The sequence below is a fragment of the Hydrogenophaga sp. genome (assembly GCF_011772445.1).
In the GTDB taxonomy this organism is placed as follows: domain Bacteria; phylum Pseudomonadota; class Gammaproteobacteria; order Burkholderiales; family Burkholderiaceae_C; genus Hydrogenophaga.
Genome location: NZ_WVZN01000048.1, coordinates 17765 through 40496, shown reverse-complemented (window position 1 = coordinate 40496; position 22732 = coordinate 17765). Strand labels below are relative to the sequence as shown.

The following is a 22732-nucleotide window of genomic DNA, read 5'->3' as shown; positions in this document are numbered from 1 at the left end:
AGAAAGGAACCCCCATGTTCATCCTGAACACCTGGTACATCGCCGCCTGGGGCAGCGAAGTCACCGACAAACCCTTCGCCCGGCGCATCTGCAACCAGCCCGTGGTGCTGTTCCGTGACCAGCAGACGAAGAAGATCGCCGCGCTGGAGGACAAGTGCTGCCACCGCGCCGCGCCGCTTTCCATGGGCGTGGTGGTGCAGGCCGGCCTGCAGTGCGGCTACCACGGCGTGGTGCACGACTGCGCGGGCCGCTGCGTGCACATCCCGGGGCAGGACAAGATTCCCGCGCGCGCCAAGGTGCGCGCCTACCCGGTGGTGGAGAAGAACGAGTTCATCTGGATCTGGATGGGCGACCCCGAACTCGCCGACGAGTCGCTGATCGTCGACTACCCGTTCAACGACGACCACGCGCACTGGCCCCACCACCAGGGCTTCTATCACATCAAGGCGGGCTACATGCTCATGGTGGACAACCTGATGGACCTGACCCACCTGGGCTATGTGCACGGCTCCACCATCGGCGGCAACCCGCTCACGCACGTCGAGGCGCTGATGGACGTGACCAAGACGGACGACAGCATCAAGTACGTTCGATGGATGCTCGACTCGGTGCCGCCACCCACCTACCTGGCGGCCGTGCCGTTCAAAGGCCGCGTGGACCGCTGGCAGGAGTTCGAGTTCTCGCCGCCGAGCAACGTGCTGCAGTGGAGCGGCGCGGTGGACGCCGGCACCGGTGCGCGCGAGAACGGCAACCGCAGCGGCGGCTTCTCGCTGCGCATCTTCCACGGCCTCACGCCCGAGACCGAGAACACCTGCTTCTACTTCTACGCTCCGGCCAATGGCTACCGGCCCGAGGACGAGGCCGCCACGGCCGCGCTGATGGACCACATCTCCGAGGCCTTCCTGGAAGACAAGCTGATCTGCGAAGGCCAGCAGGCGCGGCTCGACGAGCTGGGTGACGGCGGTCTGGTGGACATCGTCTCCGATGCGACGCGCGTGCAGCTGCGGCGCATCGTGCGGCGCATGGCCGAGGCCGAGGCGCGCCAGAACGAGGCACGCGCGCTGGAGAAGGCCCAGGGCTCGGCGCTTGCCCAGGTCTGAGGGCGTGAGCGGCAACGGCATGCAGGCCCTGCAGTTGCGCGTGGCGCGCAAATCGATGGAAGCCGGGGGCGTGGCCGCCTTCGAGTTGCGCTCACCCGATGGCGCGGAGCTGCCCGCCTTCACGGCCGGCGCGCACGTGGACGTCTTCCTGCGCGATGGCCTGGTGCGCCAGTACTCGCTGTGCAACGCGCCGCACGAGCGCGACCGCTACGTGCTGGGCGTGCAACGCAAGGCCGACTCGCGCGGCGGCTCCATCGCCATGCACGACGAAGTGCACGAAGGCAGCGTCGTCGGCATCGGCCTGCCGCGCAACCTGTTCCCCATGGTGCCGGCGCGGCGTTCGCTGCTGTTCGGCGCGGGCATCGGCATCACGCCGCTGCTGTCCATGGCCGAGGCGCTGCACGCGCGCGGCGAAGCCTTCGAACTGCACTACAGCGCGCGCTCGCCCGAGCAGGCGGCGTTTCGCGCGCAGCTCGCCGCCGCGGCGTACGCCGACCGCGTGCGCTTCCACTTCAGCGCGGGGCCCGGCGCGAATCGGCTGGAGCTGCCTCCGCTGCTGGCCACGCCCGATCCCGAGGCGCGCCTGTACGTCTGCGGCCCCACGGGCTACATCGACGACATCACGGCCTTCGCGTCCGCGCATGGCTGGCGCGGCGACCAGGTGTGCGTGGAGCGGTTCGCTGCCGCACCGGTGGCCAGCGTCGACGGCGAACAGGCCTTCGACGTGGTGCTGGCCCGCAGCGGCCGGCGCTTCACCATCACCCCGGGCCAGGCCATTCACGAGGTGCTGCTTGACGCTGGCGTGGACGTTCCGCTGTCTTGCGAGCAGGGCGTGTGCGGCACCTGTCTCACGCCCGTGCTGGCCGGGGTGCCGGACCACCGAGACAGCTTCCTGGACGCGAGCGAACACGCCCGCAACGACTGCATGACCCTGTGCTGCTCGCGCGCGAAGTCGCCCGAGCTGGTGCTGGACCTCTGACCCCCATCCGATGACCGAAACCGACCTCGACATCCCCACCGCCGACGGCGCGATGAACACCCGCGTGGTGTCGCCCGGCGGCAGCGGCCCCCACCCCGTGGTGCTGTTCTACATGGACGCCTTCGGCGTGCGCGAGGAGTTGCACGAGATGGCGCGCCGCCTCGCGGCCAAAGGCTACCTGGTGCTGCTGCCCAACCTCTACTACCGCGAGACGCGGCGCTTCGTCATGAAGGCGGGTGAGGAGGGCATGAACGAGATGCGCGCCATGATGGGACGCCTGCGCATCGATCTCGTCAACCGGGACACACGGGCGATGCTCGACTTCCTGGACACGCACCCCACCGCCGATGCGCGCCGCGTGGGTGCGCTGGGCTATTGCATGAGCGGGCCTTTCGTGTTCGCCGCCGCCACCGAATTCCCGGAGCGGATCGCCGCCATCGCCTCCATCCATGGGGCCAACATGGTGACGGAGCGCACCGATTCGCCGCACCGCGCCGCCGCGCGTTTGCGCTGCGAGGCCTACGTGGCCTGCGCCGAGGTGGACAAGTGGGCGTCCACCGCGGACATGGCCGTGCTGGAGCGTGAGCTGCAGGCCAGCGGCGCGCCGTTCCAGCTGGAGTGGTACCCGGGCGCGCAGCACGGCTTCGTGTTTCCGTCGCGCAGCGGCGCCTACGAGCACGCGAGTGCCGAACGCCATTGGCAACGCCTGTTCGATCTCTTCGGGCGCCGCCTCTGAGAAGGGCGGGCGACAGGCGCCCGCCGCTTCGTTCAGCCCACGCGCTGAACCGCCGGCCGCGCGGCCACGGCCTTGAGCCAGCGATCGATCGCCGGTGTGTCGCCGAGCTGGCCGCCCGACAACTGCTTCACACGCTGCAACCAGCCCGCCGCCGAACAGAAGGTGGGAATGTCCGCGATCGAGTAGTCGCCACAGATGTACTCGTTCTTCTGCAGGCGCCGCTCCAGCACCTTGAACAGGCGCACCGCCTCGGTGGCGAAACGCTCCACCGTGCCGGGCACCTTCTCGGGCAGGTCCGCGTAGTGGTGCAGTTGCGGCAGCGTGCCGCCCACCGAGCCCGTGCCCCACACCAGCCAGGCCAGCACGTCGGCCCGCTTCGCGCCGGAGGCGGGCAGCAGCTTGCCGCTTTTCTCGGCCAGGTAGACAAGGATGGCGGCGGTCTCGAACACCGGCACGTCGCCTTGCGGCGTGTGGTCCACGATGGCGGGGATCTTGTTGTTCGGCGAGATCGCGAGGAAGGCCGGGTCGAACTGCTCGCCCTTGGCGATGTCGATCTTGCGCGTGTCGTAGGCCTCGCCGGATTCCTCCAGCATGATCTGCGCCTTGCGGCTGTTGGGGCCGGGGTAGGTGTAGAAGGTGATCACGCCCGCTCCTCAGCCCGCCACGGTCTTGGAATCGATGAGCTCGATCTTGTAGCCGTCCGGGTCCTGCACGAAGGCCAGGTGCAGGGTGTCGTTCTTCATCGGCCCGGCTTCACGAATGATGTTCGCGCCCTTGGCCTTGAGGTCCGCGCAGGTGGCGTAGATGTCGTCCACCGCGATGGCGATGTGGCCGTAGCCGCCTCCCAATTCATAGGGCTTGTCCTGGTCCCAGTTGTGGGTGAGCTCGATCACGGCATGGTCGATCTCGGCGCCATAGCCCACGAAGGCCAGCGAGAAACGGCCCTCGGGGTAGTCCTTGCGGCGCAGCAGCTTCATGCCCATGAGGCGTGTGTAGAAGTCCAGCGAAGCGTCCATGTCCTTCACGCGGATCATGGTGTGCATCACGCGGTGGTTGGGCTGGTGGCCCTGAGTGGTTCCGGTCTGGCTCATGCGTGTCTCCTGTCTGGGTGGAACGGCCTTGAAGGCGCCTTCCACGTGGTGGGGTTGAACCTCTATTGTGTTGCAATGCCAACGTTGAGGTGGCAACATTATGCGAAGAAATTCGCCAACCGCCAACACCTTGATCAGGAGACATGAATGGCCGAAGCCGTCCCGTTCCAGCACCGCACCGACGAACACACGCTCAGCCGCATCGCACACCAGGTGGCCGAGTACCGCTGGCCGCGCACGCCCGAAGGCGCCGGCTGGGCGCTGGGCGCCGACCCCGAGACGATGCGCTACCTGGTGCAACGCTGGCGCGACGGCTTCAACTGGCGCCTGGAAGAGGCGAAGCTCAACGAGCGCCCGCACTTCCAGGCGCGCGTGGGCGATCTGCGCCTGCACTTCGTTCACCAGCGTGCCGCCCAGAGCAACGAGCGCCTGCCCGTGTTGCTGATGCACGGCTGGCCGGGCTGTTACCTCGAGTACCTCGAGGTGGCCGATCGCCTTGTGGCGGCCGGTCACGACGTGGTGATTGCCTCCTTGCCCGGGGCGGGGCATTCCGACACGCCCGCGAAGCTGATGGGCCCGCGCGCCATGGCCGGCCTGATGCACGCGCTGATGACCGAGGTGCTGGCGTATCCGCGCTACCTCGCGCACGGCGCCGACTGGGGCTCCATCCTCGCGGGCTGGCTCGGCTTCGATCACCCGCAGGCCTGCGCCGGCGTGCACATGACCATGGTGAGCCCACGCTTCGTGGCGGGCGCTGCCAGCGCCCCCGAGGAGCAGCAGTGGCTGGGCGCCTTCCGCGAGCGCTTCGAGGACGACGGCGCCTACTTCCGCCTGCAGACCTCGCGCCCCCTGACCGCCGGCTACCTGCTCAACGACAACCCCGTGGGCCTGCTGGCCTGGATGCTGGAGAAGTTCGCCGCCTGGGGTGACCCGGCCGAGGCCGACAAGTCGGCGGTCTTCCAGGCACCCGCGCGCGCCGACCAGTTGCTGCGCAACGTGATGCTCTACCTCGTCACCGGCACGGCGGCCACGGCCACGTGGATCTACCGTGGCCTGGCGACCGAAGGCCCGCCGGGCTACCCCGGTGGCCAGCGCGTGGAGGTGCCGGTGGCGCTGGCGGCCACGCGCGACCCGATGTTCGTTCTGCCGCCGCGCAGCCTGGTGGAGAAGGCCTACCGCGTCACGCGCTGGACCGAGCTGCCGCGCGGGGGGCACTTCCCTGGCTACGAGGCGCCCGATCTGCTGAGCGAGGACATCCGCGCGTTCGCGGACAGCCTGGGAGTGCACAGCGAGGCGGGGCGCAGCTTGTACAGTACGCCCCTGTCGCATCCAAGCTAGGGACCATTGAATGGCAACGTCGGGGAAAAAGGCCGCCGCGGAACAGGGCCGGAAGAAGCGCGAGGTGCTCAACCTCGCGCACTACGTCACCTACTTCTATACGGTCCTGGCGAACAAGCTGTCCAGCGGCGCGTCGCGGCTGTACCTCAAGCGCTTCGGCATCGGCATCATCGAATGGCGCGTGATGGCCATGGTGGCGATCGAACCCGACATCACGCCGGCGCGCATCACGCAGGTCATCGGCCTGGACAAGGCCTCGGTGAGCCGCGAGTCGCGCCGGCTGGAGGAGAAGGGCTACCTGGCCGTGGCCGAGGACCCGAGCAACCAGCGCCGCAAGCTGCTGAGCCTCACGCCCCTGGGCTATGAGATGCACGACCGCATCATCCAGGTGGCGCTGGAGCGCGAGCGCCGCCTGCTGTCGGACCTGAGCGCCGACGAAGTGGAAACCCTGGTGGACCTGCTGCAGCGGACCACCGCGAAGATTCCTTACGTCAACGAGTTCGACCCGGGATCCACGGCGGCGGCCACCACCAAGGCCCGCAGCCGCAGCAAGAACACCCTGTTGCGCTGAACAGGCGCCGCGCTTACAGCGTGCGCGCCAGGGCCTGCGCCGCATGCGCCAGGCGCGGCAGGAACTGCGGCAGCCGCGCCAGCGGCACGCGCGCCGACGGCGCCTGCAGCGCGAGCGCGCAACGCAACTCGCGATCACCCGGCGTGCGCACCGGCACCGCGATGCACACCAGTCCATCGACGAACTCCTCCGCGTCGAAGGCATGGCCCTGGCGGCGAATGGTGGCGAGCTCGGTCTCCAGCGCCTCGCGCCGCGTGAGCGTGGTCGCGGTGTGCCGGCTCAGCGTCAGCCCGTCGAGCAATGCCTGGCGCCGCGCCGCGCCCAGGTGCGCCAGGAACAGCTTGCCGCTGGCCGAGCAGTGCAGCGGCACGCGCGTGCCCGGGCGCAGCTCCAGCCGCAAGGGAAACGCCGACTCCACGCGGTCCAGGTAGACCACCTCGGCGCCCGACAGGGCGGTGAGGTTGCAGCTCTCGCCGAGTTCGCTCACCAGCTGGCGCAGCACCGCGTGGCGCACGCCGTGTTGCGTGCTCGCGCCCAGCGCGCCTTCGCCCAGGCGCAACAGGCGCGGCGCCAATGCGTAGCGACGGCCATCGGGCTCGCGTTGCAGCCAATCGCCTTGCTCCAGTTGCTGCAGCATGCGGTGCACCGTGGGCTTGGGCCAGCCGGTGCTGGCCACCACCTCGGGCAGGGCCAGGGGCCGGCCTTCGCGCACCAGGTGCTCGATCAGGTCCATCAGGCGCAGGCCCGGGCTGCTGGGAGAGGTGGGATCGTCCATGTCTCGAATTCCGAGACAAATCAATAAAAGATTTCGAGACGAAGTGTAGGCGCCACCTACAGTCGCCGGCAACACACCAGAGGAGACCCGGGTCTTGCGATTCCACAACGCCGTGCTCACCGGCGCCTGCGGCGGCTTCGGCCAGGCGCTGGCGCGCCGGCTCATCGCGGGCGGCGCGCGCGTGGCCCTGGTGGGCCTGAACCGCGCGGTGCTCGACGAGCTCGCCGCGCTCGCGCCTGGCCGCTGCGTCGCCTACACGCCCGACGTGAGCGAGGCCGAGGCGATGGCCGCCATCGGCCGCGACTGGCTCGCGCGCTTCGGCGCACCGGACCTCGTCGTCGCCAACGCGGGCGTGGCCGGCGGCTTCGACACCGCCGAGCCCGACGACCTGCGCGTCATGCGCCGCATGCTGGAGATCAACCTGCTCGGCGTGGCCACCACCTTCTCGCCCTTCCTGCCGGCCATGAAGGCCGCCGGCCGCCCCGCCGCGCTGGTGGGCGTGGCCAGCATCGCGGGCTGGCGCGGCCTGCCGGGCAACGGCGCGTACTGCGCCAGCAAGGCCGGCCTCATCACCTACCTGCAGAGCCTGCGCGCCGAACTGCGGCACTCGTCCATCACCGTGCACACGGTGAGCCCGGGCTACCTGCGCACCGCACTCACCGCCGGCAACCGCTTCACCATGCCGGGCCTGCTGGAGCCCGACGAGGCCGCGCGCCGCTTGCTCGCGGGTGTGGACAAGGGCACCGAGCGCATCGTGCTGCCGCGGCGCATCGGCTGGTTGTCGCGCGCGCTGGACCTGCTGCCCGAGAAACTGCACGACCGCATCCTGCTGGGCCAGCCGCGCAAGCCGCGCGCGGGTGAACCCGGCTTCACCGACATCCCCGGTTTGAAATGAGCACATCCACCGAACAACAGATCGCCCTCATCGGTGCCGGGCCGTCCGGCCTGGCCGGCGCGCGCTGCCTGCAGAAGAACGGCATCGCCTTCCAGGGCTTCGAAGCGCACGGCGACGTCGGTGGCCTGTGGAACATCAACAACCCGCGCTCCACGGTGTACGAATCGGCGCACCTCATCTCCAGCAAGCGCATGACGGAGTTCCTCGAATTCCCCATGGGCGAGGCGATGGCCGACTACCCCAGCCACCGCGAACTGCTCGACTACTTTCGCGCCTTCGCCGACCACTTCGGCCTGCGCCAGCACTACCGCTTCCACACGCGGGTGCTCAAGGCCGAGCCGGTGTCGGAGGCGCCCGACACGCTCTGGCGCCTCACCACGCAGACCGGCGAGGCCGCGCCCGAGACCGCGGTCTACAAGGGCGTGGTCATCGCCAACGGCACGCTGGCCGAGCCCAACCTGCCACGCTTCGAAGGGCAGTTCGACGGCGAGATCTGGCACACCTCGTCATACAAGTCGGCCACGCAGCTCACGGGCAAGCGCGTGCTCATCGTCGGCGCGGGCAACTCGGGCTGCGACATCGCGGTCGACGCCGTGCACCACGCCAGGAGCATCGACATCTCGGTGCGGCGCGGCTACTACTTCGTGCCCAAGTACGTGTTCGGCAAGCCCGCCGATTCGGTGGGCGGCAAGCTCAAACTGCCGCCTTGGCTCAAGCAGCGCATCGACAGCACCATCCTCCAATGGTTCACGGGCGATCCGGTGCGCTTCGGCTTCCCCAAGCCCGACTACCGCATGTACGAGTCGCACCCCGTGGTGAACTCGCTCATCCTGTACCACATCGGTCATGGCGATGTGGGCGTGCGTCCCGACATCGCGCGCCTGGAAGGCCACACCGTGCACTTCAAGGACGGCAGCGCGCGCGACTACGACCTCATCCTCACGGCCACCGGCTACAAGCTGCACTTCCCCTTCATCAACCACGCCCTGCTCAACTGGCAAGGCATGGCGCCGAGCCTCTACCTCAACATCTTCGCGCCGCGCTTCGACCGCCTCGCCGTGCTGGGCATGGTGGAGGCCAGCGGCCTGGGCTGGCAGGGCCGCTACGAACAGGCCGAACTGGTGGCGCGCTACCTCAAGGCGCTGGACGCGGGCGCGCCGCAGGCCACGGCACTCAAGGCCGCCAAGGCCGGCCCGCCGCCGGACCTCTCGGGCGGCTACCGCTACCTCAAGCTTGAGCGCATGGCCTATTACGTGCACAAGGACACCTACCGCAAGGCCGTGCGTGAGGCCGCAAGGGCATTCGACTAAGCCGCGAGGAGACACCGCATGCTGCCCATCGACGAGATCCGCCTGAACTTCAACCCCGCCTCGCTCGCCGTGCTCAACGCGGTGCTGGCCTTCCTGATGTTCGGCATCTCGCTGGACACGCGCCTCGACGACTTCAAGCGCGTGGCCCGCATGCCGCTGGCGTTCGCCGTGGGGGTGGTGGCGCAGTTCCTCTTCCTGCCCGCCATCACCTACGCGCTCACGCTGCTGCTGGGCGTGGGGCCGAGCATCGCGCTGGGCATGATCCTGGTGGCCTGCTGCCCGCCGGGCAACGTGAGCAACATCCTCACCCACCGCGCCAACGGCAACGTGGCCCTGAGCGTGTCGATGACGGCCGTGTCCAACGCCATCGCCATCGTCGCCATGCCGCTCAACTTCGCCTTCTGGGGCGGCATCCACCCCACGGCCGCGGCGCTGCTCAAGACCATTGCGCTCGACCCGGTGCAGATGGTGGGCCACATCCTGCTCATCATCGGCATACCGTTCGCATTGGGGCTGTGGGTGGCGCACCGCTTCCCCGCGCTCACCGCGCGCTTCAAGACGCCGGTGCGCATCCTCAGCTTCCTCGCGCTCATCGGCTTCATCGTCGGCGCCATCGCGGGCAACTGGCGCTACTTCCTCGACTACGTGGGCCTGGTCATCGTGGCCGTGGCCATCCACGATGCGCTGGCCTTCGGCATCGGCTGGCTCAGCGCGCGCGCCGTGGGCCTGCCCGACTACGACCGGCGCGCCCTGTCCATCGAGGTCGGCATCCGCAACGCGGGCCTGGGCCTGGTGCTGATCTTCAGCTTCTTCGGCGGCCTGGGCGGCATGGCCGTGGTGGCCGGGGTCTGGGGCTTCTGGGACATCATCGCCGGCATGCTGCTGGCGGGCTGGTGGGGCAGGCGGCCGTTGCAGGGCGGCGTGCCGGGGCAGGCCAAGGCATGAGGGCCGAATGAGAGCCAGGCGCATCCTCGTCACCGGCGCCGATGGCTTCCTCGGCCGTGGGCTCGTCGCCGCGCTCGCGCAGCGGCCCGACACCTTCCTGGTCGCCACGGACGTGCGCGCCGTCGAAGCCGCGCGGCAACACGCCGGGGTCGTCTACCGCGTGCTGGATGTGCGCGATCACGGCATGGGCGCCGTGCTGGCCGAGCACGGCATCGACACCGTGGTGCACCTGGCCTCCATCGTCACCCCCGGCAAGGGCTCCACGCGCGAGCTGGAGTACGCGGTGGACGTGGGCGGCACGCGCAACGTGCTCACCGCCTGCCTGGCGCACGGTGTGCGGCACCTCGTCGTCTCCTCCAGCGGCGCGGCCTACGGCTACCACGCCGACAACCCGGCCTGGATGACCGAGGAGCAGCCGCTGCGCGGCCACGAGGCCTTCGCCTACGCGCACCACAAGCGCCTGGTGGAAGAGATGCTGGCCGAGGCGCGTCGCCACCACCCGCAGCTCGCGCAAACCGTGCTGCGCATCGGCACCATCCTCGGCGAGCGCGTGGACAACCAGATCACCGCGCTCTTCGAGAAGCCGCGCCCCATCGCCATCGCCGGCAGCGACAGCCCCTTCGTCTTCATCTGGGACGAAGACGTGATCGGTGCGCTGCTTCACGCGCTCGATGGCCATGGCCCGCCCGGTTGCTACAACCTCGCGGGCGACGGCGCGCTCACCATCCACGAGATCGCCGCGCGCCTGGGCAAGCGGCCGCGCGTGTTGCCCGCCGGCCTGCTGCGCGCCGCGCTGGCCGTGGGGCGCGCGCTCGGCGTCTCCCGCTACGGGCCCGAGCAGATCGACTTCCTGCGCTACCGGCCGGTGCTGCTCAACACCGCGCTGAAGGAGCGCCTCGGCTACGTGCCGAAGAAGACCAGCGCCGAGGCCTTCGAGGCCTTCGTGGCCGCGCGGCGCGCGCAAGGGCGCCCGCTGTGAGCGAGTCCACCCCGTTCTCGCGCGGCGACGCGCTGCGCGCGTTGGCCGTGGTCGTGATCTGGGGCCTGAACTTCGTGGTGATGAAGCTGGGCCTGCAAAGCATCAGCCCCATGCTGCTGGGCGCGCTGCGCTTCGCGGCGGCTTCACTGCCCTTTCTGCTGTTCGTGCGGCCGCCGCCACTGCCCTGGCGCTTCATCGCGGGCTACGGGCTCGTGCAGGGCCTGGGCCAGTTCGGCTTCCTGTTCCTCGGACTGCAACTGGGCATGACGGCCGGCATGGCCTCGGTGGTGATGCAGACCCAGGCCTTCTTCACGCTGCTGCTGGCGGTACCGCTGTTGGGCGAACGCGTGCGCGCGAACCAGTGGCTGGGCCTGGGCGTGGCGTTGGCGGGGCTGCTGATGATTGCGTCCGCGCACGGTGAAGGGCCGGGCCAGATGACGCTGGCGGGCTTCGTGCTCACGCTATCGGCCGCGGCCATGTGGGCGCTGTCGAACATCGTGGCGCGCCGCGCCAGCCAGATCGAGCGCTACGAGCCTTTCCCCTTCGTGGTGTGGAGCAGCGTGTTCCCCATCCTGCCGTTCGCACTGATCGCGCTGGCCACCGACGGCCCCGCGAGCGTGCAGCGGCAACTCACCGGCATGGGCCCGGGCGCCTGGTTCGCGGTGCTGTACCTGGCCCTGGGCGCCACGCTGCTGGCCTACAGCCTGTGGACGCGCCTGCTGCAACGCCACGCCGCCACGCGCGTCACGCCGTTCTCGCTGCTGGTGCCGGTGGTGGGGCTGTGGGCGGCGTGGGTGGCGTATGGCGAGGCGCCGCTGGGGCTGCAGTGGGTGGGAACCGGGGCGGTGTTGGTGGGGCTGGTGGTCAACCAGGTGAGGGCGCCCAAATGGTGGGGGCGATGAAGGGTCCTTGGGGCGTGCCGGTGGCTGACCTCATCGACCGTTCAATCCTCCAAGGCCAGCAGAGCCTCGACCGTCGATAGCAAGCCGGGCAGCGCGTTCTGCACGATGTTCCAGACGGTGCCGACGTTCAACAGCGCGTAACCGTGGATGAGTTGATTTCGAAAGGCCACGATCTTTGGCAGGTCCGGGATGCGGCTGGCCATTGAAGGATCCAGTTTGGCCAATTGGTTGAGTGCCTCGCCAATGACTTCGAACTTGCGCTCGACCGCGGCCTGGGCCATGGCATGGCTGGCATACGCATTGGCGTCCATGCCTTGCGTGAAGCCTTGAATGGCCCGAGCCGCTTCCCTCACATCCCACAGGAACGCGCGCGGGTCACGCTGCATAGACCGCTTCCCGGTGCTCGTTGAACCCCGCCAGGACATAGGGATTGCGCACCGCGCCGGGTTCAATCAGGTCCACCTCGCGGCCCAGCAACTGCTCCAGCTCGGCCTTGGCGCCAAAGTACGTGTGCAGTCCCGGCTGCGCATCTGCCGCGTATTCCACCAGAAAGTCCGCGTCACTCGTGTCGGGATCGAAGTCATCGCCCCGGGCGGCCGAGCCCACCACCTCCAGCCGGCGAATGCGGTAACGCCGGCAGATGGCGGCGATGGCGGCGCGGTGCTTGGCGATGGCGGCGTGCATGCGCGCCAGTGTAGCGGCGGGGCCACCACCGCGAAGGCGCTGCCCAGTCTCAATCGCGCTGTCGACCCGCAAGGCCCGCCGGACCCAAGGGTTTGCACTGATGGCTCTAGTCCTATAGAGGACTAGGGTTCAGTACATGAACACCAGCCTGCACCTCGTCACCGCCGCCGAGCCCGGCCTCAGCCGCTACGCCTCGCTGGCGCAGGCCCTGCGCGCGCGCGTGGTGGCTGGCGAATGGTCGCCCGGTTCGGCCCTGCCGGCCGAAAGCCAGCTCGCCAGGGAACACGGCGTGGCCCTGGGCACCATGCGGCGCGCGCTGGAACTGCTGGTGGAGCAAGGCTTCATCGAACGCATCCACGGCCGCGGCACCTTCGTTCGCCAGGGGCTGGCCGGTGCCTCCATGCTGCGCTTCTTCCGCTTCGACAGCGGCACCGGCGAGGTCCCGGCCTCCCGCATCCTGCAGCGCAGCCGCGTCAACGCGCCCGCGGCGGTCTCGCGCGCGCTGGGCATCGGTGCCGGTGAACCGGTGCTGCGCCTGCACCGCCTGCGCCTCATGGGCGAACAACCCTGCCTGTTCGAAGAACTCTGGCTGCCGCTGGACCTGTTCGAGCCGCTGGCCGACGACGACCTCGCCACCTGGGACGACCTGCTCTACCCCATGTTCGCCCGCAAGGTGCAGGTGCACATCCACCGCGCGCTCGACGACATCGGCTTCGGCCAGCTCAGCGCCGCGCAGGCCCGACACCTGGGTCTGCCCGCCGGGCACCCCTGCGCGCAGGTGCAGCGCTCGGCCTACGACCTGTCGGGTCGCTGCGTCGAACGGCGCACCACGCGCGGCGACGCCCACGCCTTCCACTACACCGTCAACATCACCTGAAGGAAACACCATGGCCCACCCGAACACGCCGTCCCATGGCTGGATGCCCTCGCGCCGCCACCTGATCGCCTCGGCAGGCGCTGTGCTGGCTGCGCCATGGGTCGGCGCCCGGGCGCAAGGCAAGATCGCCGGCGGCAAGCCGATTGCGCTGGTTGTGTCCTACCCGCCCGGCGGCGGCGCCGACCTCATGGCCCGCATCCTGGCCCCCAAGCTGGAAGCCGCACTGGGCCAGACGGTGGTGGTGGAGAACAAGGCCGGTGCCAGCGGCCAGCTGGCCGCCGGCCACGTGGCGCGCGCCGCCGCCGACGGCAGCGTGCTGTTGCTGGACGCCTCGTCCTTCGCGGTCAACCCGTCGCTTTTTCCCAAGCTGCCCTACGACACCGCCACGGCGTTCACGCCCCTGGCCGTGCTCGCCACCTTTCCCAACGTGCTGGTGTGCACGCCCGGCTTCGAAGCGAAGAGCGTGAAAGACGTGATCCGCCTGGCGAAAGCCGGGCCGCTGAACTACGCGTCCTCGGGCACGGGCTCGGCCCAGCACCTGGCCGGGGCCCTGTTCGAGCAACGGGCGGGTGTGAGCCTGACCCACGTGGCCTACCGCGGCGGCGGTCCGGCCATGAATGACGTGATCGGCGGCCAGGTGCCGCTGTTCTTCGCCAACGTGGCGTCCTCGCTGGGCCACATCCAGTCGGGGCGCTTGCGCCCGCTGGCCGTCACGAGTGCCTTGCGCGCCCGTTCCCTGCCCGAGGTGCCCACCATGGCCGAAGCCGGCGTGGCGGGCTACGAGGTGCTGGAGTGGAACCCCGTGCTGGCGCCGGCCGGCCTGCCGGCCGATACCAAGGCCACGCTGGTGGCCGGCATTCGCCGGGCGCTGGAAGACGCCGAGGTGCTGGGCCGCATCCGCCAGCTCGGCGGCGACGTGTTCGCCGACGCCAGCCAGCAGAGCGCCGGCAAGTTCATCGCGGCCCAGCAGGCGCTGTGGGCCAAGGTGATCAAGGAACGCAAGATCACCGCCGGATGAGCGCGCGCCCCGGCACCGTTCCCAGCGGCTGGGATTGCCATGTGCACGTGTTCGACCCTGAGCACCCGGCGCAGGCCGGTCACTACCGGCCGGTGCTGCGCGACCTGGCCGGGATCGAACAGACAGCGGTGCCGCTGGGTGTGGGCCACCTCGTGCTGGTGCAGCCCAGCGTCTACGGCACCGACAACCGCCTGATCCTGCGTGCGCTGGCCCGCGAGCCGGGCCGGCACCGCGGCGTGGCCGTGGTGGACGCCGCGGTGAGCGACGCCGAGCTCGACGCCATGCACGAACTGGGCGTGCGCGGCGTGCGCTTCAACCTGGTCTCGCCCGTGGGCAACGGCCCCGAAGCCTTCCGTGCGCTCGCGCCGCGGCTGAAGGCGCGCGGCTGGCACGTGCAGTGGTACGCCCGCCACGACCAGCTCGCCACCATCGCCGAGCTGCACGAGGGCAGTGGCCTCACCGCCGTGCTCGACCACCTCGCCGGCCTGCACGCCGGCATCGACGACGCCGCCCCCGCATGGAGCGCCTTGCAGCGCCTGGCCGGGCAGGGCGCCTGGGTCAAGCTCTCGGGCTGGTACCGGCTGCAGGCCAGCGCACCCTACGGCGCGCTGCACGCCCCCATCCGGCGCGTGGCGCAGACCCTGGGCGAGCGCCTGGTCTGGGGGTCCGACTGGCCGCACACCGCTTTCGCCCCTGATGACCTGCCGCCTTACGCCAGTGTCTGGCACCCCGTGGTGCAGGCGCTGGGCGAGGACCGCGCCGCCGCCGTGCGCGCGGCCGGCGCCTTGCTCTACGCCTGAGCAAGGACGAGACTCGCGCCATGCGCATCCTGCTCGCCGAAGACGAGACCGATCTGGGCACCTGGCTGGTCAAGGCCCTGGGCCAGAACGACTGGCAGGTCGACTGGGTGAACGATGGCCGCCTGGTGCGGCGCAGCTTGAAGGCCACCCGGTACGACGCGCTCATCCTCGACCTGGGCCTGCCGGGCCTGGGCGGGCACGACGTCCTGTCCGACCTGCGCGAGGCCGATGAGCGCCTGCCGGTGCTCATCCTCACCGCGCGCGACTCGCTCATGGAGCGGGTGAGCTGCCTGCACGGCGGCGCCGACGATTTCCTGGCCAAGCCCTTCGACGTGGCCGAGCTCGAAGCGCGCCTGATCGCGCTCATCCGCCGCGCGCGCGGGCAGGAGCATCCGCGCTTTGCCTGCGGACCGCTGAGCTACGACAGCGCGTCGCGGCAGTTCCGCCTGCAGCACGAGGTGCTGAGCCTCACGCCGCGCGAACACGCGGTGCTGCGCGCGCTCATCCAGCACCCGGGCGAGCCGCTGTCCAAGCGCGAGCTGCTGGAGCGCGTGTTCTCCGACGAGCAGGACGTGCACCCCGAAGCCATCGAGGTGCTGATCCACCGCTTGCGCAAGCGGCTGGAGGCCTCGCCCGTGCGCATCGCCACCTTGCGCGGGCTGGGCTACCAGCTCGAACACACGCCGTGACCGCGCTCGGCTGGGCCCGCGCCAGCATCCGCCGCTCCCTGCTGGTGCTGCTCCTGCCCGGCCTGGGCGCGGTCATCGCGGGCGAGCTCTGGCTGGGTTGGCGCACCGCCAGCGAGGCGGCCGATGCCGCCTACGACCGCTCGCTGCTGGGCGCAGTCAAGTCCATCGATTCGAGCATCTCCACCGCCAGCGGCGGCATCGGTGTGGAGCTGCCCTACCGCATGCTCGAGTTCTTCGAGCTCACCGCGCAGGGCCAGGTGTTCTATCGCGTGGCCACCGAAGACGGCCTGGTCGAGATCGGCAGCGCCGACCTGCCCGCCCCGCCACAGCCGCTCGAGACCGGTCAACCACAGTTCCACGAAGGCGAGTACCTGGGCCAGGCGGTGCGCGTCGGCAGCTACGCGCGCGAGCTGAACCCGCCGCTGGCCGGACACGCCGGGCCCCAGCGCGTGTTCATCCAGGTGGCCGAAACGCTGGAAGCCCGCAACGATTTCCGGCGTGCGCTGATCCTGCAGTCCCTGGCGCGCGACGTGCTGCTGATGCTGGCCGCCACCGGCCTGCTGGCCCTGGCCATCGCCTGGGCCATGCGCCCGCTGGACCGGCTGCGCCAGGAAGTGGACGCGCGCGACCCCCAGGACCTGACCCCGGTGGACGACACCGGCGCACCGGCCGAGGTGCGGCCGCTGGTGCAGGCCATCAACCACCACATCGAACGCCACCGCGAACAGACCGAGGCGCGCCGCCGCTTCGTTGACGACGCGTCGCACCAGTTGCGCACGCCGCTGACCACGCTGGCCACGCAGGTGGCCTATGCGCAGCGCGAGGTCGACCCGGCCGCGCAGCGCCAGGTGCTGGAGACCATCCGCGAGCAACTGGACGAAACCATCCGCCAGACCAACCAGATGCTGTCGCTGGCGCGCGCCGACAGCGCGCCGCCACAGCGCCAGCCCTTCGACGCCGTGGCGCTGGCCGAAGCCCTGGTGCGCCACTGGTGGGGCCCGGCGCGTGAACAGGGCGTCGATCTGGGCCTGGACGCGCCCGAGCACCCGCTGCCGCTCAGCGGCGAGCCCGAGCTGCTGCGCGAGGCCGTGGCCAACCTGCTGCACAACGCCATCCGCCACGGGGGTGCGGGCTGCCACGTCACGCTCGTCCTGCGCGGCGAACCCGATGGCGCTGTGCAGCTGGCCGTGGTGGACGATGGCCCGGGCCTGCCGCCCGACGAACTGGCGCGCGCCGGCGAGCGTTTCTTCCGCGGCCGTGGCGGCGCCCTGCCGGGCTCCGGCCTCGGCCTGGCCATCGTGCGCACCGTGGCCCAGCGGCACGGCGGCCAGATGCGGGTGAGCGCAGGGCCCGAGGGCCGTGGGCTGGCCGTCGCGCTGCGGTTTCCCGCGCCGCCGGCGCGCGCACCGTTCCCGGGTTAACCCTCGGGTTTTGGGCGAAAGACTGAAAGCGCCTTGAAAGTGCCCGGTTTCTACAGTGCCTCATCGCAGCGGCTCTGTTGCGAGCGTTCCACCCACCGAGGAGACACTTCATGACACTGGCCCACCAGCTCGTCGCCGCCACCATCGCGGCCTCTGCCCTGACCGCCTTCGCCAACCCGCTCGACAAGACCGAGTGCATCGCCCCCGCCAAACCCGGCGGCGGCTTCGACCTCACCTGCAAGCTGGTGCAGAGCGCGCTGCAGGACGGCAAGTTCATCGCCGACCCGATGCGCGTGACCTACATGCCCGGTGGCATTGGCGCGGTGGCCTACAACACCGTCATCGCGCAAAAGCCCGACGCGGCCAACACCATCATCGCCTTCTCCGGCGGCTCGCTGCTCAACCTGGCGCAGGGCAAGTTCGGCCGCTACACCGAGAACGACGTGCGCTGGCTCGCCGCCATCGGCACCGACTACGGCGCCGTGGTGGTGGCCGAGAACTCGCCCTACAAGACCCTCAAGGACGTGATGGCCGCCATGAAGGCCGACCCGACCAAGGTGGTGCTGGGCGCTGGCGGCACCGTGGGCAGCCAGGACTGGATGAAGGCCGCGCTGACCGCGCGCGCCGGTGGCGTGAACCCCAAGACCATGCGCTACGTGGCCTTTGAAGGCGGTGGCGAGGCACTGACCGCGCTGCAGGGTGGCCACATCCACGTCTTCACCGGCGACGCGGCCGAGGCCCAGCAGCAGATCAAGGCCGGCGCCAAGGTGCGCATCCTGGCGGTGATGAACGACAAGCGCCTGGCCGGCGACATGGCCAACATCCCCACCGCCACCGAGCAGGGCTACGACGTGAACTGGCCCATCGTGCGCGGCTTCTACGTCGGCCCCAAGGTCAGCGACGCCGACTACCAGGTGTGGGTCGAGACCTTCAACAAGCTGATGGCCACGCCGGCCTACGACAAGCTGCGCAACGAACGCGGCCTCTTCCCCCTGGCGCTGACGGGCGCGCCGCTGGACGCCTACGTCAAGAAGCAGGTGGCGGGCTACCGCACCTTGGCCGAAGAGTTCGGCCTGAACGTCGTGCCCGCCAAGTGATCCCGGCAGGGCCGCCCTGTGCGGTGGCCCGCTCTCCGTTTTCCCACTGGAGTCGCCCATGAGTGACCGCGTCCTCGGCGCGGTGTGTGTTGTCGCGTCCGCCGCCATGGCCTGGGCCGCGCAAGACTACGCCGCCGCCATCTCCTACGAACCCGTCGGCCCGCGCGCGTTTCCGCTGCTGCTGGCGGGCGGCCTGGGCCTGTCGGGCCTGTGGCTGGTGCTGCGTCCCGGTGCCGGGGCCGCCGCCTTCCGCGGTGTGCCCTGGAAGCCCACCGCCTGGTGCGCGGCCTCCGTGCTGGTCTATGCGCTGCTGTTCCAGTGGCTGGGTTTCCCGCTCGCCACGGCCTTGATGGCCGTGCCCGTGGGCGTGGCCTTTGGCGGCAGCTGGAAGCAGGCGCTGACCGGGGGCGCCGCGCTCGGCCTGGCGCTCTACCTGCTGTTCGACAAGCTGCTGGACGTGGTGCTGCCCGCCGGCCCGCTGGCCAGCTTGCTCGCCGGGGCCTGACATGGACATCCTTCAGCACCTCGTGGCGGGCTTCGGCGTCGCGCTGAGCCCGACCAACCTGCTCATCGCCGCGCTCGGCTGCTTCATCGGCACCGTCGTCGGCCTGCTGCCCGGCCTGGGTCCCATCAACGGCGTGGCCATCCTCATGCCGCTGGCCTTCGCCATGAAGCTGCCGCCCGAGACCTCGCTCATCCTGCTGGCCGCGGTCTACATTGGCTGCGAGTACGGCGGGCGCATCTCGTCCATCCTGCTCAACGTGCCGGGGGATGCGGGCGCCATCATGACCGCACTCGACGGCTACCCCATGGCGCGCCAGGGCCTGGGCGGCGTGGCCTTGTCCATCTCGGCCTGGAGCTCGTTCGTGGGCTCGTTCATCGCCACCCTCGGCATCGTGCTGTTCGCGCCGCTGCTGGCGAGCTGGGCGCTGTCCTTCGGGCCCGCCGAGTACTTCGCGCTCATGTGCTTCGCCTTCGCCTGCATCGCCGGACTCATGGGCGACGCGCCGGTCAAGGCCGGTCTGGCCGCCCTCATCGGCCTGTCCATGTCCTGCGTGGGCCTGGATTCCAACTCCGGTGTCTACCGCTTCACCGGAGGCGACATCCACCTGTCCGACGGCATCCAGTTCGTGGTGGTGGTCATCGGCGTGTTCTCCATCAGCGAGCTGCTGCTGATGGTGCAGCAGCACCACGGCAGCGCCGGCCAGGTGACGCAGACCGGCCGCATGCTGTTCAACCTGAAGGAACTGGCCCACACCTGGTGGGGCACCGTGCGCTCCAGCGTGGTGGGTTTTGTGGTCGGTGTGCTGCCGGGGGCTGGCGCCACCATCGCCAGCGCCATGACCTACACCATGGAAAAGCGGCTGACCGACACCGACGGCAGCTTCGGCAAGGGCGACATTCGCGGCGTCGCCGCGCCCGAAGCGGCCAACAACTCGGCCGCCACCGGCTCCTTCGTGCCCATGCTGACGCTGGGCGTGCCGGGCTCGGGCACCACGGCGGTGATGGTCGGTGCGCTCTCGCTCTACAACATCACGCCCGGCCCGGCCCTGTTCAGCCAGCAGCCCGACCTGGTGTGGGGCCTGATCGCCTCGCTGTTCCTGGCCAACCTCATCCTGCTGGTGCTCAACATCCCGCTGGTGGGCGTGTTCACCAAGGTGCTGAGCGTGCCCAACTGGCTGCTGGTGCCAGGCATCGTGGCCGTCAGCAGCGTGGGCGTGTACGCCGTGCACGCCACCACGTTCGACCTGGTGCTCATGACCGTTCTGGGCCTGGCCGCCTACCTGCTGCGCCAGCAGGGCGTGCCCATGGCCCCGCTGATCCTGGGCTTCGTGCTCGGCGACATGATGGAGCAGAACCTGCGCCGCGCGCTCTCCATCAGCAACGGCGAGCCGGGCATCCTGGTGGAGAGCCCGATCGCCATCGGACTGTGGACCGCTGCCGCGTTGATGCTGGTGGTGCCTTTGGGGCTGCGTCTGTCCAGGCGCCGCAGGCATCCCGACCTGCGTTCGGCGGCCCGGTCCTGAGACGGATGCCCCGGATGGATCTCACCAAACGGGGCGGCGTGCAGCCAGCCATCCTTCAAGCGAGTGCGCTTTCCAGGCTGGCCAGGATCTTCCCCCACCCCTCGCGTGCGCGATCGGCGTAGTCTTTCCACTCGGGCTTCATTTCGGCTGTCAGCTGCAGTGTGCAGCCGCCATCGACCGCTGGGGTGATCTCGATGGTCACGATGTCGAAGGTCGGTGATGCCGCCGGTATGCCGAATGTGAACACCAGCCTGCGCGGGCGCTCGATGACCAGGTACTCGCCGGTGTGCTCGACATCGCCGTCGGGCCGCCTGTCTGTCAGCACAAATCGACCACCCACGCGGGGATCGATGTCGCATCGGACCATTTCGCCGGTGTCCGTTGAAAACAGGAACTGACGCGCCAGGCGCACGTCGAGCCAGGCGTCGAACACGCGCTCGGCCGGCTGCCGAAACCGGTGATGGACTTTGACTTCGATCGGTTCTTCGTTCTTCATGGTCGTCGGACTCCTGAGGGTGGCTTTCGCGGACTCGCATCCTCTTCGTCGAGCAGCGCCTGAAGCCGCTGCACCCGGCCCGCCCAGAACCGCTGGCGCGACTGCAACCAGTCCGAGGCCTCGGTCAATGGTCGGGGATCCAGGCTCAGGTAATGGTCGCGCCCCGAACGCCTGCGCGTCACGAGGCCCGCACGCTCCAGGATGCGGATGTGCTTGGAGACGGAGTTCAGCGAGATGTCGAACGGCGCGGCCACCTCGGTCACCCGCGCTTCGCCCGCGGACAGCCGCGCCAGGATCGCTCGGCGGGTTTCGTCGGCCAGTGCCACGAACACGTCATCCAGCTGGCCGCTCGGTGGCGTTTTGCTCATTCACCCATTTTGGTGAATGATTGGGCCTGCGTCAAGCCCATCACACCCCGCTGGCCTCCCGCAGCCGGAAGAACCCCACCGCCTCCGCCAGCCGCGCCGCCTGCGTGCGCAGGCTCTCGGCCGCCGCCGCGCTTTCTTCCACCAGCGCGGCGTTCTGCTGCGTGGTCTGGTCGAGTTGAACGATCGCGGTGTTCACCTGGCCGATGCCCTCGCTTTGTTCACCGGTGGCGGCGCCGATCTCGGCGATGAGGTCGGTGACGCGGCGCACCTGGCCCACGATGTCGTCCATCGCGGCGCGCGCGTCGCCCACGAGGCGCGCGCCGGATTCCACCTTGCTCACGCTGGCGCCGATGAGCGCCTTGATCTCCTTCGCGGCTTCGGCGCTGCGCTGCGCGAGGTTGCGCACTTCGCCGGCCACCACGGCGAAGCCGCGGCCCTGCTCACCCGCGCGCGCGGCTTCCACCGCCGCATTGAGCGCGAGGATGTTGGTCTGGAAGGCGATGCCGTCGATGACGCCGATGATGTCGCCGATCTTCTGGCTGCTGCCCTGGATGTCCTGCATGGTGGTCACCACCTGGCCCACCACCTCGCCGCCTTTCACGGCGGCCGAGCTGGCCGAGGAGGCCAGTTGTGTGGCCTGCCGGGCGGTGTCCGCGCTGTTGCGCACGGTGGCGTTCATCTGCTCCATGGACGCGGCGGTCTGCTGCAGGCTGCTGGCCTGCTGCTCGGTGCGGGTGGAGAGGTCGGCGTTGCCCGTGGCGATCTGGGCGCTGCCGCTGGCGATGCTGTCGCTGCCCTGGCGCACGTCGCCCACGATGCGCACCAGGCTTTTGTTCATGGCCTTCAGCGCGGCCTGCAGTTCGCCCAGCTCGTCGTGGCGGGTCACGGCGATGCTCGACCGCAAGTCGCCGGACGCCACGGTCTGCGCCACGCCCACGGCCTCGCGGATGGGGCCGACGATGGAGCGCGTGATCAGCAGCGCCAGCAGCAGGGCCGCGACCACGGACGCCACGCTGGTGCCCACCAGCAGGGCACGGTTGTTGGCATAGGAGGTTTCCGAGGCCTTGACCTCGAGCGCGGCCTGTTCCGCGGCGTAGGAGAGGTAGGTGTGGCCCGCGTTCACCAGGGCGGCGAGCAGCGGGCGGCAGTCCGTCTCCATGCGCCGCACGGCGTTCTCTCGGTCACCCTTGACGGCGAGGTCGAGGATGCCCAGCGCCACCGGGCCGTACTTCGCTTCCACGGCCACCAGTTCGTCGAACAGGCGCCGCTCCTGTGGCGCGGTGTGTTCGTCGGCGTCCAGGGCCTCGCGCAGGGCCTTGAAGCCTTCCACCACCTGGCCGTGGGCCTTCACGGTGGCGTCCTTTTCATGCGCCTGGGCCGCGGGGTCGCCCACGAGCACCAGGTTGCGAACACCGATGGCGCGCGCGTTCGCGGCGTCGAGGATGTCGTTGGCCAGGCTCACGCGCTGCGAGGTCTCGCCCGCATACTGGGTGAAGGTGGCGTGCTCGTTCCCGAGGGCGCGCACCGACAGCGCGGCGACGGCGAGGACGAGCACCGCGAGCAGCAGGAATCCGGCGGTGAGCCGGGCCTTGACGGACAGACGATCGATACCCATGACGCTGGCTCCCTGTGTT

26 protein-coding genes are annotated in these 22732 nt (G+C 69.8%); 18 read left to right on the top strand and 8 right to left on the bottom strand.

Annotation, left to right across the window (positions count from 1 at the left end; genetic code table 11):
* Nucleotides 1-14: 14 nt before the first annotated feature.
* Genes GTO19_RS21175 through GTO19_RS21165 form a run of 3 tightly spaced genes read left to right on the top strand, consistent with a single transcriptional unit; the run spans nucleotide 15 to nucleotide 2815 of the window.
* The gene (locus GTO19_RS21175; RefSeq protein ID WP_291024629.1) at nucleotides 15-1100 is read left to right on the top strand and encodes an aromatic ring-hydroxylating dioxygenase subunit alpha; all 1086 of its coding nucleotides are present in this window, start codon (nucleotides 15-17) and stop codon (nucleotides 1098-1100) included.
* Complete coding sequence (locus tag GTO19_RS21170) at nucleotides 1087-2079, top strand: PDR/VanB family oxidoreductase (protein ID WP_365964946.1); 993 nt, start codon at nucleotides 1087-1089, stop codon at nucleotides 2077-2079. The genes GTO19_RS21175 and GTO19_RS21170 overlap by 14 nt, the downstream gene beginning before the upstream one ends.
* A gap of 10 nt (nucleotides 2080-2089) precedes the next feature.
* Nucleotides 2090-2815: a dienelactone hydrolase family protein gene (locus GTO19_RS21165; protein WP_291024626.1), complete on the top strand. Its 726-nt coding sequence runs from the start codon at nucleotides 2090-2092 to the stop codon at nucleotides 2813-2815.
* A gap of 32 nt (nucleotides 2816-2847) precedes the next feature.
* On the opposite strand, the gene GTO19_RS21160 is transcribed toward GTO19_RS21165, so the two are convergent.
* Both GTO19_RS21160 and gloA read right to left on the bottom strand, forming a co-directional pair.
* A complete protein-coding gene (locus GTO19_RS21160; protein WP_291024624.1) occupies nucleotides 2848-3459 on the bottom strand; it encodes a glutathione S-transferase N-terminal domain-containing protein in 612 nt (203 codons plus the stop codon).
* A gap of 9 nt (nucleotides 3460-3468) precedes the next feature.
* The gene (gloA, locus tag GTO19_RS21155) at nucleotides 3469-3906 is read right to left on the bottom strand and encodes a lactoylglutathione lyase (protein ID WP_291024621.1); all 438 of its coding nucleotides are present in this window, start codon (nucleotides 3904-3906) and stop codon (nucleotides 3469-3471) included.
* A gap of 147 nt (nucleotides 3907-4053) precedes the next feature.
* Here gloA and GTO19_RS21150 point away from each other — a divergent pair, with 147 nt between their 5' ends.
* Both GTO19_RS21150 and GTO19_RS21145 read left to right on the top strand, forming a co-directional pair.
* Complete coding sequence (locus GTO19_RS21150) at nucleotides 4054-5244, top strand: epoxide hydrolase family protein (protein ID WP_291024620.1); 1191 nt, start codon at nucleotides 4054-4056, stop codon at nucleotides 5242-5244.
* A gap of 10 nt (nucleotides 5245-5254) precedes the next feature.
* The gene (locus GTO19_RS21145) at nucleotides 5255-5815 is read left to right on the top strand and encodes a MarR family winged helix-turn-helix transcriptional regulator (protein ID WP_291024618.1); all 561 of its coding nucleotides are present in this window, start codon (nucleotides 5255-5257) and stop codon (nucleotides 5813-5815) included.
* A 13-nt stretch (nucleotides 5816-5828) separates the two neighbouring features.
* Here the strand turns inward: GTO19_RS21145 and GTO19_RS21140 are convergent, their stop codons facing one another.
* Complete coding sequence (locus tag GTO19_RS21140) at nucleotides 5829-6590, bottom strand: IclR family transcriptional regulator (protein WP_291024616.1); 762 nt, start codon at nucleotides 6588-6590, stop codon at nucleotides 5829-5831.
* 94 nt (nucleotides 6591-6684) lie between these two features.
* On the opposite strand from GTO19_RS21140, the gene GTO19_RS21135 reads away from it, so the two are divergent.
* From GTO19_RS21135 to GTO19_RS21115, 5 genes are read left to right on the top strand one after another with little or no spacing between them, the layout of a single operon-like run.
* Complete coding sequence (locus GTO19_RS21135) at nucleotides 6685-7485, top strand: SDR family oxidoreductase (protein ID WP_291024614.1); 801 nt, start codon at nucleotides 6685-6687, stop codon at nucleotides 7483-7485.
* Nucleotides 7482-8795: an NAD(P)-binding domain-containing protein gene (locus GTO19_RS21130; RefSeq protein ID WP_291024612.1), complete on the top strand. Its 1314-nt coding sequence runs from the start codon at nucleotides 7482-7484 to the stop codon at nucleotides 8793-8795. The genes GTO19_RS21135 and GTO19_RS21130 overlap by 4 nt, the downstream gene beginning before the upstream one ends.
* Before the next feature lie 18 nt (nucleotides 8796-8813).
* On the top strand, nucleotides 8814-9740 hold the full coding sequence (locus GTO19_RS21125) for a bile acid:sodium symporter family protein (protein WP_291024610.1): 927 nt from the start codon (nucleotides 8814-8816) through the stop codon (nucleotides 9738-9740).
* A 7-nt stretch (nucleotides 9741-9747) separates the two neighbouring features.
* Nucleotides 9748-10719: an SDR family oxidoreductase gene (locus GTO19_RS21120; RefSeq protein WP_291024608.1), complete on the top strand. Its 972-nt coding sequence runs from the start codon at nucleotides 9748-9750 to the stop codon at nucleotides 10717-10719.
* On the top strand, nucleotides 10716-11621 hold the full coding sequence (locus tag GTO19_RS21115) for an EamA family transporter (protein WP_291024606.1): 906 nt from the start codon (nucleotides 10716-10718) through the stop codon (nucleotides 11619-11621). Before GTO19_RS21120 ends, GTO19_RS21115 begins: the two co-directional genes overlap by 4 nt.
* A gap of 41 nt (nucleotides 11622-11662) precedes the next feature.
* Here the strand turns inward: GTO19_RS21115 and GTO19_RS21110 are convergent, their stop codons facing one another.
* Both GTO19_RS21110 and GTO19_RS21105 read right to left on the bottom strand, forming a co-directional pair.
* The gene (locus tag GTO19_RS21110; protein WP_291024604.1) at nucleotides 11663-12007 is read right to left on the bottom strand and encodes a HepT-like ribonuclease domain-containing protein; all 345 of its coding nucleotides are present in this window, start codon (nucleotides 12005-12007) and stop codon (nucleotides 11663-11665) included.
* Nucleotides 11997-12305 carry a nucleotidyltransferase domain-containing protein gene (locus GTO19_RS21105; RefSeq protein WP_291024602.1) on the bottom strand — a complete coding sequence of 103 codons (309 nt, stop codon included), beginning with the start codon at nucleotides 12303-12305 and terminating at the stop codon, nucleotides 11997-11999. The genes GTO19_RS21110 and GTO19_RS21105 overlap by 11 nt, the downstream gene beginning before the upstream one ends.
* Before the next feature lie 136 nt (nucleotides 12306-12441).
* Here GTO19_RS21105 and GTO19_RS21100 point away from each other — a divergent pair, with 136 nt between their 5' ends.
* From GTO19_RS21100 to GTO19_RS21065, 8 genes are all read left to right on the top strand, one after another.
* Nucleotides 12442-13182 (top strand): GntR family transcriptional regulator, encoded by a 741-nt coding sequence (locus GTO19_RS21100; RefSeq protein ID WP_291024600.1) that lies wholly within the window; start codon nucleotides 12442-12444, stop codon nucleotides 13180-13182.
* A gap of 10 nt (nucleotides 13183-13192) precedes the next feature.
* Nucleotides 13193-14200 (top strand): tripartite tricarboxylate transporter substrate binding protein, encoded by a 1008-nt coding sequence (locus tag GTO19_RS21095; protein ID WP_291024598.1) that lies wholly within the window; start codon nucleotides 13193-13195, stop codon nucleotides 14198-14200.
* On the top strand, nucleotides 14197-15000 hold the full coding sequence (locus GTO19_RS21090) for an amidohydrolase (protein WP_291024595.1): 804 nt from the start codon (nucleotides 14197-14199) through the stop codon (nucleotides 14998-15000). Before GTO19_RS21095 ends, GTO19_RS21090 begins: the two co-directional genes overlap by 4 nt.
* A gap of 20 nt (nucleotides 15001-15020) precedes the next feature.
* Nucleotides 15021-15689, top strand: coding sequence for a response regulator (locus tag GTO19_RS21085; RefSeq protein WP_291024593.1), 669 nt, complete (start codon nucleotides 15021-15023; stop codon nucleotides 15687-15689).
* On the top strand, nucleotides 15686-17110 hold the full coding sequence (locus GTO19_RS21080; RefSeq protein ID WP_291024591.1) for a sensor histidine kinase: 1425 nt from the start codon (nucleotides 15686-15688) through the stop codon (nucleotides 17108-17110). Before GTO19_RS21085 ends, GTO19_RS21080 begins: the two co-directional genes overlap by 4 nt.
* A gap of 110 nt (nucleotides 17111-17220) precedes the next feature.
* Nucleotides 17221-18207 carry a tripartite tricarboxylate transporter substrate binding protein gene (locus tag GTO19_RS21075; RefSeq protein WP_291024589.1) on the top strand — a complete coding sequence of 329 codons (987 nt, stop codon included), beginning with the start codon at nucleotides 17221-17223 and terminating at the stop codon, nucleotides 18205-18207.
* A gap of 58 nt (nucleotides 18208-18265) precedes the next feature.
* Nucleotides 18266-18712 (top strand): tripartite tricarboxylate transporter TctB family protein, encoded by a 447-nt coding sequence (locus GTO19_RS21070; protein ID WP_291024586.1) that lies wholly within the window; start codon nucleotides 18266-18268, stop codon nucleotides 18710-18712.
* A gap of 1 nt (nucleotide 18713) precedes the next feature.
* Nucleotides 18714-20234: a tripartite tricarboxylate transporter permease gene (locus GTO19_RS21065; protein ID WP_291024583.1), complete on the top strand. Its 1521-nt coding sequence runs from the start codon at nucleotides 18714-18716 to the stop codon at nucleotides 20232-20234.
* 55 nt (nucleotides 20235-20289) lie between these two features.
* Here GTO19_RS21065 and GTO19_RS21060 read toward each other — a convergent pair whose 3' ends face one another.
* Genes GTO19_RS21060 through GTO19_RS21050 form a run of 3 tightly spaced genes read right to left on the bottom strand, consistent with a single transcriptional unit; the run spans nucleotide 20290 to nucleotide 22713 of the window.
* Entirely contained in the window at nucleotides 20290-20730 is a 441-nt protein-coding gene (locus tag GTO19_RS21060) for an SRPBCC domain-containing protein (protein ID WP_291024581.1), read from the bottom strand.
* The gene (locus GTO19_RS21055) at nucleotides 20727-21098 is read right to left on the bottom strand and encodes a helix-turn-helix transcriptional regulator (RefSeq protein WP_291024578.1); all 372 of its coding nucleotides are present in this window, start codon (nucleotides 21096-21098) and stop codon (nucleotides 20727-20729) included. The genes GTO19_RS21060 and GTO19_RS21055 overlap by 4 nt, the downstream gene beginning before the upstream one ends.
* A 40-nt stretch (nucleotides 21099-21138) precedes the next feature.
* Nucleotides 21139-22713, bottom strand: a complete 1575-nt coding sequence (locus tag GTO19_RS21050; RefSeq protein WP_291024575.1) for a methyl-accepting chemotaxis protein — start codon at nucleotides 22711-22713, stop codon at nucleotides 21139-21141.
* Nucleotides 22714-22732: the final 19 nt, after the last annotated feature.

What these genes read in the sequence shown, in the direction of transcription:
- GTO19_RS21090 (WP_291024595.1), top strand. Translation starts at nt 14,197, where the DNA reads ATGAGCGCGCGCCCCGGCACCGTTCCCAGCGGCTGGGATTGCCATGTG.
- GTO19_RS21140 (WP_291024616.1), bottom strand. Translation starts at nt 6,590, where the DNA reads ATGGACGATCCCACCTCTCCCAGCAGCCCGGGCCTGCGCCTGATGGAC.
- GTO19_RS21085 (WP_291024593.1), top strand. Translation starts at nt 15,021, where the DNA reads ATGCGCATCCTGCTCGCCGAAGACGAGACCGATCTGGGCACCTGGCTG.
- GTO19_RS21095 (WP_291024598.1), top strand. Translation starts at nt 13,193, where the DNA reads ATGGCCCACCCGAACACGCCGTCCCATGGCTGGATGCCCTCGCGCCGC.
- GTO19_RS21175 (WP_291024629.1), top strand. Translation starts at nt 15, where the DNA reads ATGTTCATCCTGAACACCTGGTACATCGCCGCCTGGGGCAGCGAAGTC.
- GTO19_RS21150 (WP_291024620.1), top strand. Translation starts at nt 4,054, where the DNA reads ATGGCCGAAGCCGTCCCGTTCCAGCACCGCACCGACGAACACACGCTC.
- gloA (WP_291024621.1), bottom strand. Translation starts at nt 3,906, where the DNA reads ATGAGCCAGACCGGAACCACTCAGGGCCACCAGCCCAACCACCGCGTG.
- GTO19_RS21065 (WP_291024583.1), top strand. Translation starts at nt 18,714, where the DNA reads ATGGACATCCTTCAGCACCTCGTGGCGGGCTTCGGCGTCGCGCTGAGC.
- GTO19_RS21055 (WP_291024578.1), bottom strand. Translation starts at nt 21,098, where the DNA reads ATGAGCAAAACGCCACCGAGCGGCCAGCTGGATGACGTGTTCGTGGCA.
- GTO19_RS21070 (WP_291024586.1), top strand. Translation starts at nt 18,266, where the DNA reads ATGAGTGACCGCGTCCTCGGCGCGGTGTGTGTTGTCGCGTCCGCCGCC.
- GTO19_RS21125 (WP_291024610.1), top strand. Translation starts at nt 8,814, where the DNA reads ATGCTGCCCATCGACGAGATCCGCCTGAACTTCAACCCCGCCTCGCTC.
- GTO19_RS21100 (WP_291024600.1), top strand. Translation starts at nt 12,442, where the DNA reads ATGAACACCAGCCTGCACCTCGTCACCGCCGCCGAGCCCGGCCTCAGC.
- GTO19_RS21130 (WP_291024612.1), top strand. Translation starts at nt 7,482, where the DNA reads ATGAGCACATCCACCGAACAACAGATCGCCCTCATCGGTGCCGGGCCG.
- GTO19_RS21060 (WP_291024581.1), bottom strand. Translation starts at nt 20,730, where the DNA reads ATGAAGAACGAAGAACCGATCGAAGTCAAAGTCCATCACCGGTTTCGG.
- GTO19_RS21120 (WP_291024608.1), top strand. Translation starts at nt 9,748, where the DNA reads ATGAGAGCCAGGCGCATCCTCGTCACCGGCGCCGATGGCTTCCTCGGC.
- GTO19_RS21050 (WP_291024575.1), bottom strand. Translation starts at nt 22,713, where the DNA reads ATGGGTATCGATCGTCTGTCCGTCAAGGCCCGGCTCACCGCCGGATTC.
- GTO19_RS21165 (WP_291024626.1), top strand. Translation starts at nt 2,090, where the DNA reads ATGACCGAAACCGACCTCGACATCCCCACCGCCGACGGCGCGATGAAC.
- GTO19_RS21105 (WP_291024602.1), bottom strand. Translation starts at nt 12,305, where the DNA reads ATGCACGCCGCCATCGCCAAGCACCGCGCCGCCATCGCCGCCATCTGC.
- GTO19_RS21110 (WP_291024604.1), bottom strand. Translation starts at nt 12,007, where the DNA reads ATGCAGCGTGACCCGCGCGCGTTCCTGTGGGATGTGAGGGAAGCGGCT.
- GTO19_RS21145 (WP_291024618.1), top strand. Translation starts at nt 5,255, where the DNA reads ATGGCAACGTCGGGGAAAAAGGCCGCCGCGGAACAGGGCCGGAAGAAG.
- GTO19_RS21075 (WP_291024589.1), top strand. Translation starts at nt 17,221, where the DNA reads ATGACACTGGCCCACCAGCTCGTCGCCGCCACCATCGCGGCCTCTGCC.